The sequence below is a fragment of the Marinicrinis lubricantis genome, from assembly GCF_042658665.1.
GTDB classification, from domain to species: Bacteria; Bacillota; Bacilli; order Paenibacillales; family KCTC-33676; genus Marinicrinis; species Marinicrinis lubricantis.
Genome location: NZ_JBHSQV010000176.1, coordinates 1 through 15,950, shown reverse-complemented (window position 1 = coordinate 15,950; position 15,950 = coordinate 1). Strand labels below are relative to the sequence as shown.

At 42.0% G+C, this 15,950-nt stretch carries 17 protein-coding genes and 1 riboswitch; of the genes, 1 reads left to right on the top strand and 16 read right to left on the bottom strand.

Translation table 11 applies throughout. From position 1 onward, the window contains the following. Window positions 1-6: 6 nt before the first annotated feature. From ACFPXP_RS17045 to ACFPXP_RS16985, 13 genes are all read right to left on the bottom strand, one after another. On the bottom strand, window positions 7-963 hold the full coding sequence (locus ACFPXP_RS17045; RefSeq protein ID WP_379895557.1) for a hypothetical protein: 957 nt from the start codon (window positions 961-963) through the stop codon (window positions 7-9). Next, window positions 960-1,172 carry a hypothetical protein gene (locus ACFPXP_RS17040; protein ID WP_127608012.1) on the bottom strand — a complete coding sequence of 71 codons (213 nt, stop codon included), beginning with the start codon at window positions 1,170-1,172 and terminating at the stop codon, window positions 960-962. Before ACFPXP_RS17040 ends, ACFPXP_RS17045 begins: the two co-directional genes overlap by 4 nt. A 488-nt stretch (window positions 1,173-1,660) precedes the next feature. Continuing rightward, entirely contained in the window at window positions 1,661-3,307 is a 1,647-nt protein-coding gene (locus ACFPXP_RS17035) for a hypothetical protein (protein WP_379895556.1), read from the bottom strand. Between the two features lie 32 nt (window positions 3,308-3,339). Beyond that, window positions 3,340-3,696, bottom strand: coding sequence for a DUF6075 family protein (locus ACFPXP_RS17030; RefSeq protein WP_379895593.1), 357 nt, complete (start codon window positions 3,694-3,696; stop codon window positions 3,340-3,342). 169 nt (window positions 3,697-3,865) lie between these two features. Further along, complete coding sequence (locus tag ACFPXP_RS17025; RefSeq protein WP_127608015.1) at window positions 3,866-4,285, bottom strand: RNA polymerase sigma factor; 420 nt, start codon at window positions 4,283-4,285, stop codon at window positions 3,866-3,868. Window positions 4,286-4,873: 588 nt separating this feature from the next. Then, the gene (locus ACFPXP_RS17020) at window positions 4,874-5,206 is read right to left on the bottom strand and encodes a helix-turn-helix domain-containing protein (RefSeq protein ID WP_379895555.1); all 333 of its coding nucleotides are present in this window, start codon (window positions 5,204-5,206) and stop codon (window positions 4,874-4,876) included. Window positions 5,207-5,434: 228 nt separating this feature from the next. Continuing rightward, window positions 5,435-5,896, bottom strand: coding sequence for a hypothetical protein (locus ACFPXP_RS17015; RefSeq protein WP_379895554.1), 462 nt, complete (start codon window positions 5,894-5,896; stop codon window positions 5,435-5,437). A gap of 332 nt (window positions 5,897-6,228) precedes the next feature. After that, entirely contained in the window at window positions 6,229-6,942 is a 714-nt protein-coding gene (locus ACFPXP_RS17010; protein WP_379895553.1) for a response regulator transcription factor, read from the bottom strand. A gap of 91 nt (window positions 6,943-7,033) precedes the next feature. Further along, window positions 7,034-7,119, bottom strand: a riboswitch (cyclic di-GMP riboswitch). A gap of 195 nt (window positions 7,120-7,314) precedes the next feature. After that, window positions 7,315-8,058, bottom strand: a complete 744-nt coding sequence (locus ACFPXP_RS17005; RefSeq protein ID WP_379895552.1) for an urease accessory protein UreH domain-containing protein — start codon at window positions 8,056-8,058, stop codon at window positions 7,315-7,317. A gap of 183 nt (window positions 8,059-8,241) precedes the next feature. Further along, window positions 8,242-8,832, bottom strand: a complete 591-nt coding sequence (locus tag ACFPXP_RS17000; RefSeq protein WP_141336219.1) for a class I SAM-dependent methyltransferase — start codon at window positions 8,830-8,832, stop codon at window positions 8,242-8,244. Window positions 8,833-8,867: 35 nt separating this feature from the next. After that, a complete protein-coding gene (resA, locus tag ACFPXP_RS16995) occupies window positions 8,868-9,389 on the bottom strand; it encodes a thiol-disulfide oxidoreductase ResA (protein WP_379895550.1) in 522 nt (173 codons plus the stop codon). Window positions 9,390-9,397: 8 nt separating this feature from the next. Further along, complete coding sequence (locus ACFPXP_RS16990) at window positions 9,398-10,240, bottom strand: F510_1955 family glycosylhydrolase (RefSeq protein WP_379895549.1); 843 nt, start codon at window positions 10,238-10,240, stop codon at window positions 9,398-9,400. 265 nt (window positions 10,241-10,505) lie between these two features. Next, window positions 10,506-11,069: a TVP38/TMEM64 family protein gene (locus ACFPXP_RS16985; RefSeq protein WP_379895548.1), complete on the bottom strand. Its 564-nt coding sequence runs from the start codon at window positions 11,067-11,069 to the stop codon at window positions 10,506-10,508. Between the two features lie 374 nt (window positions 11,070-11,443). Between ACFPXP_RS16985 and ACFPXP_RS16980 the strand changes: the two genes are divergently transcribed. Then, a complete protein-coding gene (locus ACFPXP_RS16980; RefSeq protein ID WP_127608022.1) occupies window positions 11,444-12,007 on the top strand; it encodes a C40 family peptidase in 564 nt (187 codons plus the stop codon). 788 nt (window positions 12,008-12,795) lie between these two features. Here ACFPXP_RS16980 and ACFPXP_RS16975 read toward each other — a convergent pair. From ACFPXP_RS16975 to ACFPXP_RS16965, 3 genes are all read right to left on the bottom strand, one after another. Then, window positions 12,796-14,940: a heavy metal translocating P-type ATPase gene (locus tag ACFPXP_RS16975; protein ID WP_379895546.1), complete on the bottom strand. Its 2,145-nt coding sequence runs from the start codon at window positions 14,938-14,940 to the stop codon at window positions 12,796-12,798. Then, complete coding sequence (locus ACFPXP_RS16970; RefSeq protein ID WP_379895545.1) at window positions 14,930-15,307, bottom strand: ArsR/SmtB family transcription factor; 378 nt, start codon at window positions 15,305-15,307, stop codon at window positions 14,930-14,932. Before ACFPXP_RS16970 ends, ACFPXP_RS16975 begins: the two co-directional genes overlap by 11 nt. 226 nt (window positions 15,308-15,533) lie before the next feature. Further along, on the bottom strand, window positions 15,534-15,737 hold the full coding sequence (locus ACFPXP_RS16965; protein WP_054798818.1) for a DUF2933 domain-containing protein: 204 nt from the start codon (window positions 15,735-15,737) through the stop codon (window positions 15,534-15,536). Window positions 15,738-15,950 lie beyond the last annotated feature (213 nt).

Here is a 15,950-nt window from a genome sequence, read left to right as displayed (position 1 = left end):
CCCAGTTCACCTACTTCTAAACTGCATCGAACAATCAGCAAGCCACCCGCTAATAAGATCAATTTTTAATTCCATTACTGATGCAGTTGTAAGATATTTAAACTGTTGTTCTAGCTTATTCTGAAAATCATCGAGTATTTCGAAAAATAACTTAGAGTTAATTGAACTGTCTGTATTCATTTTAGTTTTTAGGGATACCTGCTTTTTATACGATTGCTCCAGCATGTAAATTTCTTCATAGACCTCAGGGTAAGAAACACGTAATATTCTTAGAATTTCAATGCCTTTAATGTAGGAATCTATGTAAGTATTAACAATATCATTTAAATCCTCATCAGACTCTTCAACATCTCCCATTACTGCTTTAACCTTTCTTTTAATATTGCCGGCTTTCTCAGAATCGCATTTCGACCAGTCGGGACTAGTAGTATGGTAAATTGCAAAGTTAAGTTGCATATCCGTCAATGTTGTTCGAATGATTTTAGATATTTCCACTTTAAAGTCTTCTGCTTGCTTAATGACTATTACAAAATCATCATCTATATAATCATAATTATTTGGTTCGGATTCTTTCTTCAGAAGCACTTCTTTACGTTTAGTCTCTGCATGTGTAACAATTCTTGAATCCCTGTACTGAGGAATTACAAAATGCCATTCTTTTATTTTGGGCACACCCAATTCCTTTAATCTTTTGGCATATTTGGGCGATATCAATTTGTTTATATCCGCTGTCATTTTATCTCTTAGATGATCGTGCAATTCATCATCAGAATACTCACGTTCAGGGCAATAACATTGATAAACCCTTCCATGACGTGTAAATCCCTCAATACCAGCATCACCTCCGTGAACTGCTGGTATTTCGGTGAAGTGCTCATCTTGGTATTTCATCCTGTAACAAGAAGTAATTAGACTTTCCCAAGAATCACCGTTTAAAGGTCCTTCAATAAAATTTAAGATCATTTATCTGTACCACCTAATAACTTAATAGAGATAGAACTACTTTTATCTGCTTCTTGGCGCAAAACTTTTATATCAACCATAAATGTAGCGAGTGAGCAAGCGTATCGAATTTCTGCCAATTGAAAAATAGAAAATACTTTCACAACGATTACCTCTTTATCGAAAAAAAATAATCGTTCATTTACTCGAGGTAGGGTACCAGTACTCATAATATTAATCCTCCACATAGAACTGACAATGGCTGTCGTGCCAAAATACCGCCCGTTACCAGTCATATAAAGCAAGCTCGATCCGTAAAGAATTAACTGGAGAACAGTATAAAATAATTCCGACCTGTTTTGATAAAACAAATCGTCATGCATATAATTACATATGTTCATGAAGACCCACCTTTCGCTACTCCCGAAAGTTACCTATTTGACAAAAGGGGACTTTATTCCTTCTTTTTCGCAATAAACGCGCTTTCCACAGCCAAAGTTTATTGAAGCCAACACTTGATAACCGCCCGTGAACCAATTTTGTCCAGCAAGAAGATATATGCTGTCATGGGGCACGCTAACGCGAATAAGGCTCAGAACTTGAGCCTTATCTTTTCGGAGGATCAATTTGCGTTCGTAGAATGCGATCTGCCAAACAGGACTTGTTTATCCAAATCGAACAATTCCTCTTAGGGCAGATGATGTTTAATCGTTTCAGGTTATTCCGGCGTAAATCCAATATCCTGTTCTTTACCTAAGATCGCTAGCATGAAAGGTCGAAATTCAACGGATAGCATTTCATTCATTAAGTCAATCTGTTCACTTGTAAAGCTGTATATATCGGCCTGTTGCTCCGCAGTCCTGCTTGCGACCGTAATATGCAAAATGTACTCGTAGCTGGTAATCGTTTCTTCGCTGATGCTCCCATTTTCATGTTCAACCGTAATAGTTTCCTTATATTCTATCGTTTCAACGAGAGATTCTATTGGATTCATATCCCAAAACACGGATTCGATGATACCGATTCTTGTTGTATCTAGCGTAGCCACGTCCATTCCTTTTTCTGTATCCATAACGGTCTTCACGGCGAATACGGCTATAATATCCATCCAATTATCCATTCGGGTATTGTCCGCGCTACCGGGATAATAAAATTCCACCCGGTCTACGGGGCCGGCTGATTGCTGTACCTCTTCCAGTCTGGCGGCAAATTCATCGTCCATCTGTTGAACAATTCGGGAAAGAGGCTTTACATCAGCGTCCGTATTTTCGCCGGATACAAAGATGCCAAAGGGAGAGGAAATGACTGCAGCTATTGCCATTACAATGCACAACAAGATGATAACAAAACTACTGATCCCCAAAAGCGCCGTCAATCCCTTGACGAGCAGGGCGGTTGCTTTTGCAACCATTCTAATGATCCGAAGATTAAATCTCGCGGCGGCTTGTGCCCTTTGAACAGATCGGCGGGCATTCATCACCATTTGTACTGTCCGCCGTGCCGTTTTGAACGCATTCATTTTCCTCACCACACGCGCATCCGAATGATGTTTAAACTGGTTAATCCGTTGCCCCGTTTTAATAAATAGGGGCAACGCCTTGAACTTTCGGTTCTTAAATTTAATCGTAAAACCTGGTTGTTTGGATTTGGCGGAGGGGGATAACGCTTGTTTGAAATGTCGCGGCTTCAATCTCTCCGGCGTCAGCGTTTTAGGGCGATTGCTTCGTACATTGTCTGAAGGAGATGCCACGGCGCTGATTATTTCTTTTTTCCCGACCGACTTTGGACTGCTAGCTTCCCGTATTAATATCTGGCTAGTAGAGCTATTTTTTCGAAAACGATGCAAAAGCCGGGCATTGACCCGGCTTCGTACAAAGCGTTGTTTTCCCGGTAGTTGACCAGAAGGCAAAAGGTATTTTCCATCGACCGGCTCACGGGGTTGCATCCTACGGGAAAATCGCAGTGTACTCATGTTAGAAGTATCGGCATTCGGGGAAAGTCGGGAATCGTTAACGGAATTTTTTCTCGCCTTCATAACCCCATCTGTCTTTTTCTTATACTTTTTTACGGGTAACCCACTCGATTGTGGATTGGCAGCATCTTCAACTGGAGTTGCCCTCTTTTTTTGAATCAACCGAATCAGTCTACTGTTGGTCCTCATGCGAATGCCCATTTGAGCCATTGTTTTAATTGACGATGCGGTGCGGTGTTGCGCAAATTCAACAGGAGATGGGGAAGTCGTCTCATCGTTGTCTGTATGATTCTTGTCTCGGACACCCGTTTTCCTTGCTCGTTCCATTAAATTTTTGAACCTATCCAGCCGTTTTATGTTTTTTACAACAACCCTCGTTTTAATTTCTTTCATCTTCTTATGCACCCCCGACAATTGGTATCTGTTCAGCGGGTTTGTTCAGATAGCCGTTTGAAAATCCTTTCCTGACCTCGGAAATATTCCGGATAACGAAGATGAATTGCTTCGAAAAAGAAAGGGGCGTATCTGCAATCGAATAATTCGTTGGGAGTGGAGTAGCGTTCCCCGCCTGGTTCGGTCCACTCGTTCCATAGGTTAAAGGCGAGCCGACATATTCGAATGGAACTGCCGGTTTGCCATGGGGCCGAAAGGCCCTTGGGATTAATGCCGCCGTTAGAAAAATCAAACAAATCACGTACATGACTCCTAGTTTCCCGGGAAATGCCCAATGTGTAAAAAAGCGCACGATGATAGCCGTCGTTGCATTTCCTTTCAGCCAGCATTTGATGATAGAACCTCTCGTGTTCTTCATCCCGAAATCGAATAGGATGCATCGATACTTGCCCCTCTCACCGAGAATGATGAGCGGCTGGATGCAACCAGCCGCTGTCTGAAAAGATCCTCTATATAACATTTCATTCTGACGGGAAAACCGGACCCAATGACGAAAAATCACATGTTTTTGAGTAGACGCTCCATTATCTTTAAGCCTTGTTTAATAGATTTACGAACGGCCCGTTCATCGACATGCTCAGCTCTGGCAATAGCGACTTTGCTCATGCCTAGAAAAAAGTGTGCATAAATTCGTCTGGCCGATTTCTCCGGCAACTGGCACAACGCTTCGTAAAGCTGTTGCCGGGAGAGCTTGCGTTCATAGTACTCCTCCGGCGAAATCGAAAGAAAAAGAACGTCCTTCTCAATTCCATCGTTTCGATCCAGCGAGTAATACGCCCGGTGACGATACGTGCGCAGTTTGTATGCGCTTTCAATTAATTCAAACCGATGCAGCTCCTGAGCCACCTCGTCATCCACTTCAACCCATACATCCGTTTTCCAAAAAGGATATATGTCTTTCAAATTGATCTTTTTCATACTCGTCCCTCCGTTTTGGTTTGTTTGATCAATCAAAACAGAGGGGGGAGAGCGACAGCCGACGCTTCCTGACAAGCGGGAAGGACAACAAAAAAGACCTTGCCGCAGAGCGTGCCAACGCTTGATTGCGACCAGGTCTGATCGTAAGACTTGATAAACTTGATTCCACGCATGCCGATGAATCATTCGCCGCTTGTTATTATGTGTCGTCGGGAAACATCAACATCAACTCCCTTTCTCACCTGGCAACACCGTGCGAGAAATTGTGCGGGCCTTTGATGGTTAGCGTTGCCCTATGTTTAGTTCAACTCCTTTACATCCGAGATATTGCCGACGACTGCTGTATCAGTGACAAAATAAAATAGCGCCGGAGTTCTTTCCACTGGTTAAGCAGGGAAAGAAACGGCGCTAGACGATGGGTGACAACCAGCCTTCATGATACTTACGGCTGCACTGCCTGTCCACACTATCATCATATCACGTAATACGTGCATATAGCGTGCAGACTTTGTGCAAATGAAGAGCAAAGCCAGTGCTGGTTCGGTGCGTGTTCGGTGCGATTTCGGCGCTCCCTTTTGAGAAAGCCGCCTACTTTTGTCTCCACTTCAACAGATGTTCGATGTGCTGCATGAGAAACTCCAAATCTTCTTCGGAACAGTGTTGAAGCATTTGGGTGATCCGGGATGACGGAGCTGGAAGCTCATGATTATCAAAAGTGAATAACTGGGATAAATTCATGCGCAAACCAATAGCTAGCTTATGAATATTATCTAACGAAACATTTTTTAGCCCGCGTTCAATTTGTCCAATATAATTAGGATGTAGATCCGCCCGCTCAGCGAGCTGCTCCTGCGTCCATCCGTATTGTTCCCGCAATGTGCGAATGCGCTGACCAAATAATTTCCGAATTGAAATCAACATTTCCACCACCTTATTCATTCAGCATATAAGGCGGGGAAAGTCAAATGAACACTCGATGAATTCGCAATTCACAGAATACATAATGTGTGTTACAATTATTTCAACCACATCGAATCAGTTGTAAAGACATTAATCGTATTTAACGGGATTGGACAGACCGAATAAAAACGGATTAAAATGAAAAATAGGCAAAAAAAGAATATGCGCATGTGCATCTTCTGAAATCGGTCAGTCTTCGTGAGACGAATCCAAATCCAACAATACCGCTCGATCTTTGACTTTCATATAGATTTTGTGCAAAGTCCGTTTTCGAAGGTAGAAATATGCGCGGCGGGAAAGTGCCAGGCGGCTCATGGCGTCTGAAAGCGCCAGTTTATCCATATATCGCAACCGAATGAACAAGCTTTCTTCCGGGGTGAGAGCCGAGAAAGCGTAGTCGATTAAACCGATTCTGGATAGTAGCAACGGGATTTCATGTTCGGTGATTTCGATGCGTCTTATAACCGTGCGCAATACCGTTTCCTGTTTTCTACCGCTGCTGTGAGCCGCAACCATTTGCAGCGTACGCGTCAATGCGGGGATGTAGGATAGTTCAGACTGAACGTACTCTAGTCTCGCCTTCCAGTCCTTGTAGGATTTCAGCCATAATTCTACTTTCTCATAGGGGACGAAGTGCGTAGTCAGTTTCATCACAAGTCCCTCCTTGCGGGGCATACTGAATGTACGTTCTTCCCCCAGTCTGCCTGTTAATCGTCATGGTTTTACATTGTTCACGCTCCGTTTCCATCGTCATCATCCTTCCCCTAGTAATGTTGGAGATGCTGTAAAGATGCCTTTTTTCTCAATTCCAGTTTTTTTAATTTCCACCTCCTGCATACCCGGTAAAATTCTCCTATATTTATCCGTCTATACCCACCATTTTACCTATAATCCAATCAAAAGAGGAGTGTGATTTTCCCATCACACCAGCAGATCAATGGTTGTCGAACGATCACGAAACGGCTCGAACCGGAGACGAATCGCTAACAGGTTATGTGATCTTGCCGATCGTACAAACCTCTTCGTTTTGCTATTTCCGCTGCTTCGCGAATGGAACAGGCGTTGAATTTGCGAATGATGTTACGAACATGCGTCTTCATTGTGTTAGACGTGATACCGAGCAACTCTCTGATTACCGACTGTGTATAGCCCCAACCGATCAACTGCAAGATTTCTTTTTCAGTAGGAGTCAACATTCGATGCAACTCCTTTCGCTTGACAAGCCCAATTTCATTACGGATGATGGATGCAACATCGGCATGAAGTGAGGATTGACCCTGATAGGCTTCCCTGACGGCACTCGCGACATCCACATAATTGTTCTTGGTAATATAATTGATAGCACCGACCAGCATTGAGTCCACAATGATCTCAGGCTCATAGAGCGAAGTCAAGATAACGATTGGCAGCGGTTTGATCTTCATCACTTCGGCAATCGTATCCAGTCCATCCTGTTTTGATGAATGTAACGCAAGGTCAAGAATAATCACATCTAAATCCAATTGCGTACTGGCTCGAATGGCCGATTCTTTGTTTGTTGCAATATGAGATATATTCATATCTGGCTCAGCATCGATCAACGCCGCCATCCGTTGTTGCCAGACGGGGTCACTGTCCACCAGTAATACTTGTATCCTGCCTGCCTTCCAGCGCAAGACTTCTTCAACTTCTATGACATAACTTGCACGCTCCTCCATCAATCATCACCTCATATTCATTCTAGAATCACAACAAAAAGACACGTACCCTCAAAAGGTAGTGTCTGATCGAATCATTGATGCACAATGAGAGGGTAACCCGGCGATCATTGCAAAAGTGCAGAAGACCCGTGGCTTTGCGTCCCAGTCTTTCGATCTGGTTTGCCATTTTTCCTATTATTTTTACACAAATCATAGTATTAGTTCGAGCACATTCCTAAGTCCCGTGTGTTGCTTAGTGTTAATAAAAACGATATAGAGTAAACCATAGGAACATGAGGAATTGGTGCGCGATAAATATCTGCCATAATGGGTCCATTCGATTTTTCTAAATTCTATTATGCACTTTTAGTACATCTACAATCCCATGTGCTAGAACAAAGTCCAATATGTCAAGGTATCGCTTATGCCCAGCACTATAAATAACATACCCGCGAGTTTTTGTATCCACAACCCCCACCTTTTGGCACGCTTAACAATAACTCGATCTAACCCGAAACCTACAGCAAGCCCGGCAATTAGTAAAAACGGCATCGCGGTACCGATTGCAAAAACAGATGGCAACACTACGCCATATGTTGATTGCAATGCCAAAGGCATAAGCGAACCGAAGAACAAAACAAACATTGTTGGACAAAATCCTAGCGAAAATGCAATCCCCATTAAAAAGGCTCCGCTCCTTCCTCCGGTTCGATCGGCCAATTTTTCAAAAAATCCTGCCACTCGAGCCCCAAGTTGAAAAGGAAGCCGAATCCAGCCAAGCAAAAACAATCCGATTAAAATCAATAACGGCCCAAGCAGCTTTCTTGCAAAAGAATATAAAGGGATCATGTCAGTGGATATCTTTTGACCGAAAAACCAAAACAAAGCACCGAAAATACTGAATACAATCATCTTCCCTAATAAATACATGAACGTTTCGGGCCACGACAACCTTGCTTGCGCTTGACGCTGCCCAAAGTAAGTAATAGCCGCAACGTTCGCTGACATTTGACAAGGAGCAACCGAACCAACAAAACCGAGAAACAGCGCCGCAAGAAAGGCGATATCAGTGTTCGCCGCGTTAACGAATGGTTCGCTAAGGAAGGCGCTAATTTTACTAAAAAAGGAGTACATTAACTATTCACCCCCCAAAAATCCGTTAAATAGATTTGGCAGTTATGCTTTCATCACACATCGAACCTTGACAAGCATCTATTATAAACTACATAACGTAGTGTTTAGCGGACATAAAAGCTGTCTATTTTATTTCCAGAATAACTGCCGCTTTATCGTTCACCGCAGTCTCACATTTCCAATTTATTTTATTCTTGCTTCAATTACTAGGAACAGTTCCCTACACATCGACGTCGTTTGCACCACTCTGAAACCTGCTTGTTCAACGGTTTCAAGTGTATTGCGGTTTAAATGACAACCAACACATAATCGTTTCCAAACGGGCGTTAACCAGTCTTGTATTTTACCAAGGACCAGATGATTTAACCTTACGTGTTCAAAAATTAAAATCGTTCCTTCAGGCTTGCATACTCTATGGATTTCGGCCAGTGCTTTCGCCGGGTCAGGTATCGTACATAATACTAGTGTTCCAACGATTGAATCGAACGAATTGGTTGGATACGGTAGTTTTTGGGCATCTCCCGGTACCACTTCGATCGGAACTGTAGCTTCACGTGCTTTAATTAGGGATTGCTCCAACATCATTGGATCTGGCTCTATTGCAATGACTTGATCTGCAAACTCATAGTACAAAAAGTTAATACCCGTACCTGAGCCAATTTCCAGCACTTTTCCTTTCGCCTTAGAAAGAAGCTGTTTTCTTATCCGGCCGAATATTTTTGTTTCTAGCGGCTGCATCAACCGATCATAATATTTGTTGAATAATTTATCCATTGCAGCCTCCTGATCATAAACTGCTCACGAAGCAATTATTGTAATAATCGATTTATCCGGATGAGGATATCTTGTTCTTTCATCTCACCAATAAATTTATCTTTGATCACGCCAGATGAATCTACGAAAAACGTCGTGGGATAAGACATAACATTATATTTGTTTCGGATTTCGTTGTCGTTGTCGATAATGATCGGAAACGTAATCGCGAATCGATCAATAAAACTTTGGACTGTAACCCGGCTTTCACTTAAGTTAATGCCAAGCACTACCACATTGTCGTCTTTCCATTGATCATATTGTTTTTGCAGAGCCGGCATCTCGTTCACACATGGCGGACAAAACGTACCCCAAAAATTGATTACCAGTGCTTTCCCTTCATAGTCTGCTAATTGATGAACCTGTTGATCCAAACCAAAAAGCTTAAACTCGGGGGCTTTTGAGCCAATTTTTACGGAAGAATCTGATCTAAATAACGCTGATCCAATTGTATAAGCTCCAATTACCAATACGACCGACAATACAACAATTTGAATCCATCTTCGATTACGTTTCACTGTTATTCTTAAACCCCTTTTCCTTTATCCGCAATTTTCCTCCAGTTCATCCCTTCATCCAAGGATATATATACATCCAGATTAAAAGTGGCGAAAACAAGTTCTTTGGTATTCGTTGGGTTCTGTGCAATATACGATGCTGCATCTTCAACAAGATCTGGAATATTCACCTCAACCAACTGTTTCTGTTGCAGATCCATTTGATAAATAACCCCTTTTTGTTTGTAGCTGCCAACGATTATATTTCCTTCCATACCAAAGGTAAGAGAAGTTACCTGTAGATCGGCTATTTTTTCGAATTGGTTGCCTGAATCTTTGGATACATACAACGCTTTTGTCGTTCCAACTGCAACGATTGAATCATCGGTCGGGTGAACAGCTAAAGATGTCAGTTCGGACAGTTCAACATCTATTCCAGTCATTTCGCTTTTGTTCCATGTCTTTGCATCGTCTTTGGAATAATATAATCCCGTTGTTGTTAACCTAGAGTTCGGCTCCGGGTTAACTGCGTAAATGGTGTGCGTCTTGTAACTTGCACTCATTAAATGAAAATCAATTTTCCCATACAAATCCAGTATTTCAAAGCTTTTACCTTCATCTGAACTTTTTACAATTCCAAAAGGATTCCTTTTATTCGAACCCTGTGCCGGATGCCCGCTGCTATAAAAACCGTTGTCCACAGTGGTAAATCCCATATAATCGTGTTTTTCTCCTTGACCGTCTGACCATTTCCCTTGTGAGTAAACTTTCAAACCGAGGTGAGAAGGGATTAAAATTCGCTGTCCGTCCCCTGAATAACCGAGACCATGGACATGCGTCAACGTAATCGTTTTTGAAGTCGTTCCCTGCAAAGACAACACGCCGCTAATGATGACCGCGATTAGAGATGCGACCCATGCCCACCTGAATCCGGTTGCTATTTTGGTCCACTTCTGTCGCTGATATCGGTCTTCCTGCCTCTTCACATCTTTGAGCTGCTTTACTTTGTGGGATGCGTTCCAATGTAACGCAAAGAATAGAACAAATAATGCACCTGTTCCAATTAATAATGTGTTCATAATGAAATTCCCTTCTTCTGTAATGATGTAGTCAAATCTAATGCAACTGAACATTGTCTCATATTCGTTTCTTTCTATATAACAAATAAATTAATAATAAACAAAAAAGCGAAATTAATAGTCTGGGATAATATTCGCCGATGCGAATCAAATCATGTCCCACCATTGTCTCCAACGCAATGGAAGGGGCTTTGCCCAGCGAAGTAATAAGAAAAAAATCGGTAAAAGGCATTCGCGAGATCGCTGCGGCAAAAGTTATGACGCCGGAAGGAATCAGTGGAGTCAACCGAGCTATAAACAGAATCATTGCCCGACGACTGCGGCCCGCCTCGTTAAATCGTTGTAACCATTTCCAATTCTCTTTTTTTACTTTCTTTTGCTTACCGAACCCCCATCGATACAACCAGAATGAAACTGCTGCCCCAAGTGCTTCCCCTGCCAAGGAAAGAAAAAATCCAGGGATAAATCCGAATACAACAGCGTTAGCTCCTGATAAAAACAGGGTGGGAACGAGTCCTAATATACTGATCAGAATGTTGATCAGTAAACTAATCAGGATGGCCCATACCCCATAACTTCTTAGCCATTCTGCAATAACATCGACATTAAATAAAGGGCCCATCCGGTTTATTAGCCTTTCTGTAAGAAATCGGGTTTACCGCCAATCGTTTGTTCAAACTTCAAAGTGAAATTTCTATCGCAACCTATTACCAAGTCTCATTGTAGTATTTTAACCCGTTTTTATACTACTCATTGTAGTGTAATGTCGAGTTAGTGTCAATTTGCGCAGCCATGCTTACCTGTCTTATCGTTTAATTTATCTTGTAAATTCGAATGATTTATGAACACGGCAACTCTATTAACTATTAATCTCTCAATTCGTTTTCCCTATCTCTTTTTGTATATTGGAAAACATTCCATCCAACCCCCTCCTATCGCACATGTTACCATGGGAGAACAAGCAAGTTATATATCTTTAATTTTAGGAGGGATTCTATGAAAAAGATCGCAGCAATAGGGTTGATAACCAGCACTCTAGTTGTAAGTCCTCTCTTCTACCAAGGACAAGCTTATGCCGCTTCGCAAAATCAACAGGATATTAAGCTAACAAACATTTCTTCGGTCAGGCATAGTGTGATCAGTAGCGGGAAGAAATATTTAGGAACTCCTTATGAATTTGGGTCGAGCCGTTCTAACACCAGGACATTTGATTGTTCCGATTTTGTCAGACAAGCCTACCTGGAGGGAGCCAAAATTAAGCTTCCGGCTGATTCGAGAAAGCAAGGGGATTATGTAAAGAAGAACGGAACAGTCACAACAGATTGGCGAAAACTAAAACCAGGGGATATTATGTTTTTTATGTCCTATAAAGGCAGCAAAGATTCGAATTATCGCGGGATCGATAAAAGTAAGGAACGTATTACACATAACGGTATTTATCTAGGGAATGGAAAAATCCTTCACACTTATTCCAAAAAGTCGGGTGGAGTCAGAATCGATACGATTGAGGGTAAACAGTGGGAAAAGCGCTTCTTGTTCGGAGGAAGTATTTTAAAGTAACAAATAAAAATGACAATGTTATCTCAGTGATAATATTGTCATTTTTTGTTGCCCCTTCTCTTTAGACATTTTCGCTTACAACTGGTCCGATACCGCTATTCTACCGTCACCGTTTCATTCCGTGTTTTCGCGTCACGCGCATGAACACATGTTTGTTTCGAACAAAATTGTTTAATTCCGTCCCAATATCCCCAGATACAATTCTTACATTTCTTTGGTTGCTTTGGTTTTTGTCCAGCAAACAAACCTAATCCCCCTTCAAGTTTGGTTAATAAGTTAAATTTATCCATATTTGGTTTGTGTTATTCAAAAAATACTTTTACAAAACTTGTTTTAGGCTAGATGATCTCATAAGCCATTTGCATAAAGTGTGTCGTGCTAAATCCGAGTAGTTAGTAGAAATATAGTGTTTCAATATTTAGTGATATTATGATGCAAGTCGCACATACTCACACGTATCAATGCAATGGACAACGGAATGGATTACTGGAAAAACATGATGAGAATTTTTTTAATAGTTCAGTTGTGATGCTTGAAGTGGCCAACGTCTATATAAATACTCCCATCGCCGAAAATCCCATACTTCGTTGACCGTGGCGGGTGTATTGTCGAAGAAAGTCGCATTAATTGAACTAAACATCCACAAACAACATGCAGATCGAGAAATGAAGCGTAGACGAAGCGAACGCCGAAGCCGATAGTTATTGCCGCCCGACCTTCGCTATTCGAAGCGAACCCCGCGCTTAGCTGACCTTTCAATGTAACGGAAAGTGGCGGGGCTTCTTCAATTACTTACTATTTCTGATCTTCAACAATCTAAGGCTATTTAGCGTAACGATCAACGTCGCGCCCATATCGGCGAAAACCGCCATCCACAACGTAAGCCATCCGGGAACAATAAACGCCAATGCAAGAAGTTTTATACCGAGCGAAAACGTAATGTTTTGTTTAATTATCGTTAGGGTTTTACGGCTTAATCGAATTGTATATGGTAATTTACTTAAATCATCCGCCATAAGCGCAATATCTGCCGTTTCAAGTGCCGTATCTGTACCGGCGCCACCCATTGCGATACCAACCGTTGAAGCCGCAAGCGCTGGCGCGTCGTTTACGCCGTCGCCGATCATTGCGACATTGCCGTAATCTTTGCGAAGTTGCTTGATATAGTCTAATTTATCTTGTGGCATTAGATCGGCTTTAACGTCCGTAACATTCAGTCGTTGCCCGATAGCTTCGGCGGTTGCTTGATTGTCGCCCGTAAGCATAATCGTCTTCTTGATGCCAATTTCGTGCAGTTGTTTGATAACGTCTTTACTGGAATCGCGTACTTCGTCAGCAACGGCGATTAAGGCAAGAACTTGTTGTTCAGTACCCAATACCATAACTGTTTTCCCCTGCTTTTGAAGAACTTCGATACGCTGATTCGCTTCAACATTCATATTGGAATGAAGTTCTGTGAAAAGTTTCGGACTTCCGATGTAATACAATTCCCCGTTTACCTTCGCTTTTACACCTTTGCCCGTAATGGACTGAAAGTCTTCAACGGTAAGTGATAAATCGGCGCAGATGCTTTCAGCTTTTCGAACAATCGCGGAAGCAAGCGGGTGTTGCGACCCTTTTTCGATAACTGACGCGATAGCAAGCAATCCCTTTTCGTCTATCGTTCCGAAAGTTTCAACGTTAGTTACTTCCGGGAAGCCTTTTGTCAAAGTACCTGTTTTATCAAAAGCGATTGCTGAAAGGCGTCCAGCTTCTTCAAGGTGAATACCGCCTTTGATAAGAACGCCATTCTTTGCCGCGTTACCAATAGCCGTAACAATCGAAATAGGTGTTGAAATAACTAACGCACAAGGACAACCGACGACGAGTAGCGCCAATCCCCTATAAACCCATTCGCCCCAATCGCCACCAAGGATAAGCGGAGGAACAACGGCAATACCTAACGCCAAAATCATAATCGCGGGCGTATAGTATTTCGCGAACCGATCAACGAACGCTTGCGAAGGTGCGCGTTCCGCCTGTGCTTCTTCGACAAGGTTGATAATTTTTGAAATCGTCGTATCCTCGACTAATTTTGTAACTTTAACTTCAAGCAAACCTTCTTCGTTTAAGGTTCCCGCAAATACTTCATCGTCAATTGTTTTAGATACGGGAACGGATTCGCCTGTTATCGCGGCTTGGTTAATCGTTGATGTCCCTTTAATAACAACGCCGTCCATCGCAAGTTTTTGTCCCGGTTTCACGATCATAATATCGCCTACTTGAATATCCTCAACGTTAACCATTAGTTCAGCGGAACCGCGACGTATTAGCGCTTCTTTCGGTGCAATGTCCATAAGGGAACGAATGGATTGACGGGCTTTTTCCATCGAGTAGCGTTCCAGAACTTCACTGATAGCGAATAGAATGACGACCGTTGCGCCTTCGCCCCATTCGCCGATAGCCGCGGCGCCGATAATTGCTACGGTCATAAGCGTGTTCATATCAAAATTAAGACGGAAAAGATTCTTTATACCTTTAATGAATAATGCGTACCCGCCAATTATGATCGATGCGCCGTATGTTATTGAAGATAGAATGCTTTCTTCCCCGTATTGTTCACCAAGTAAATAACCCGCAACCAGTAGAACGACCGAAAGTAATACATTCCAGTTTGCTAACCAAAATGGTTTTTTCTTCTCGACTACACGTTCTTTTTCTGGCGTAACTTTTAAGTTCTCGAAAGCGCCAGCTTTTTCAAGTTCTTGAACGCTTGTCTTGCCGTAAACAGTTATTTTTGAAGCACCGAAGTTAACTTGTGCGCCCTTTACACCGGGTAAGTCCTTGACGTTCTTTTCAAATTTCCCCGCGCAATTGGTACATGTAAAGCCTTGCACGCGGAAAACATTTTTATTTTCTTCACTTATAGCGTTATTTTCTACATTACTTGCCATTAGTAATCAAATCCCCCGAATGTGTGGATGCTAACTGTACCAATTGACGAACATGATCGTCTTCTAACGAGTAGAACACTAATTTGCCTTCCTTACGGTTTTTCGCCAATCCAAGTTGATTTAACGTCCGTAAGTGGTGCGAAGCCGTCGCCATTGTTGAACCGATAATATTCGCGACGTCGCAAACGCAAAGTTCATCTTCTTCACAAAGGGCGAAGGCGATCTTCATACGTGTTTCGTCGGCTAATATCTTAAACATTTTGACCATGCCGTGAATATTTTGCCCTTCAAGCGATTTTTGTACCCTTTGAACCTTGGGTTCGTCATAACAGTAAATATCACAAGTGTCTTTTTCCTTTTTGCTCATTTCGTCACCCCTTCAATCAAACCTTTATTTGATTATTATCATAGCACGATCTTTTTATACATTCAAATGAAAATTTGACTGTGTTTAAAAAAGGCTTCAACCATATTTCAGTATAATTCCACGACATGGAAAAAGCGCTACAAACCAGGGAGTTTTTATGTCCCTTGTTATAGCGCTTAGAATCGATGTAAAAATACAAAGAAGAGGCATATGCCCCTTCCGTGTTTTAAACATGCTGTTTTTGTTGCAAATTTTCAACCTGTCGATGTAGTTCGTTATTCCGTTCCTTTAATTCGTTCAACTCGTTAGTCACTTGTTCAAGAGAATGACTGTTATTTGAGTTTCCGGCTTTATGATCGCCATGCATTCCTTTCATCATCCATATCATCATTATTGGACAAACAAGCATTAACAACCAGTACCAATTCATCTTACCTTCACTTCCTTTCTTGGTTATCTTATATGAGTTTTTATAACTCAATTGTAATTCCTAATTATGAGATCCCTGTGTAGAAGTGGTAGCGTCAAGAAATTTGTGTAAATAGAAAAACCATTTCTTGTAGATGCCGTTGTTTAGTCGGTGGTTGTGAACATTGCTAGAAGTTCAGCGCGTGCCTGGTCAAAGCCGGTATGGCAACGAGTT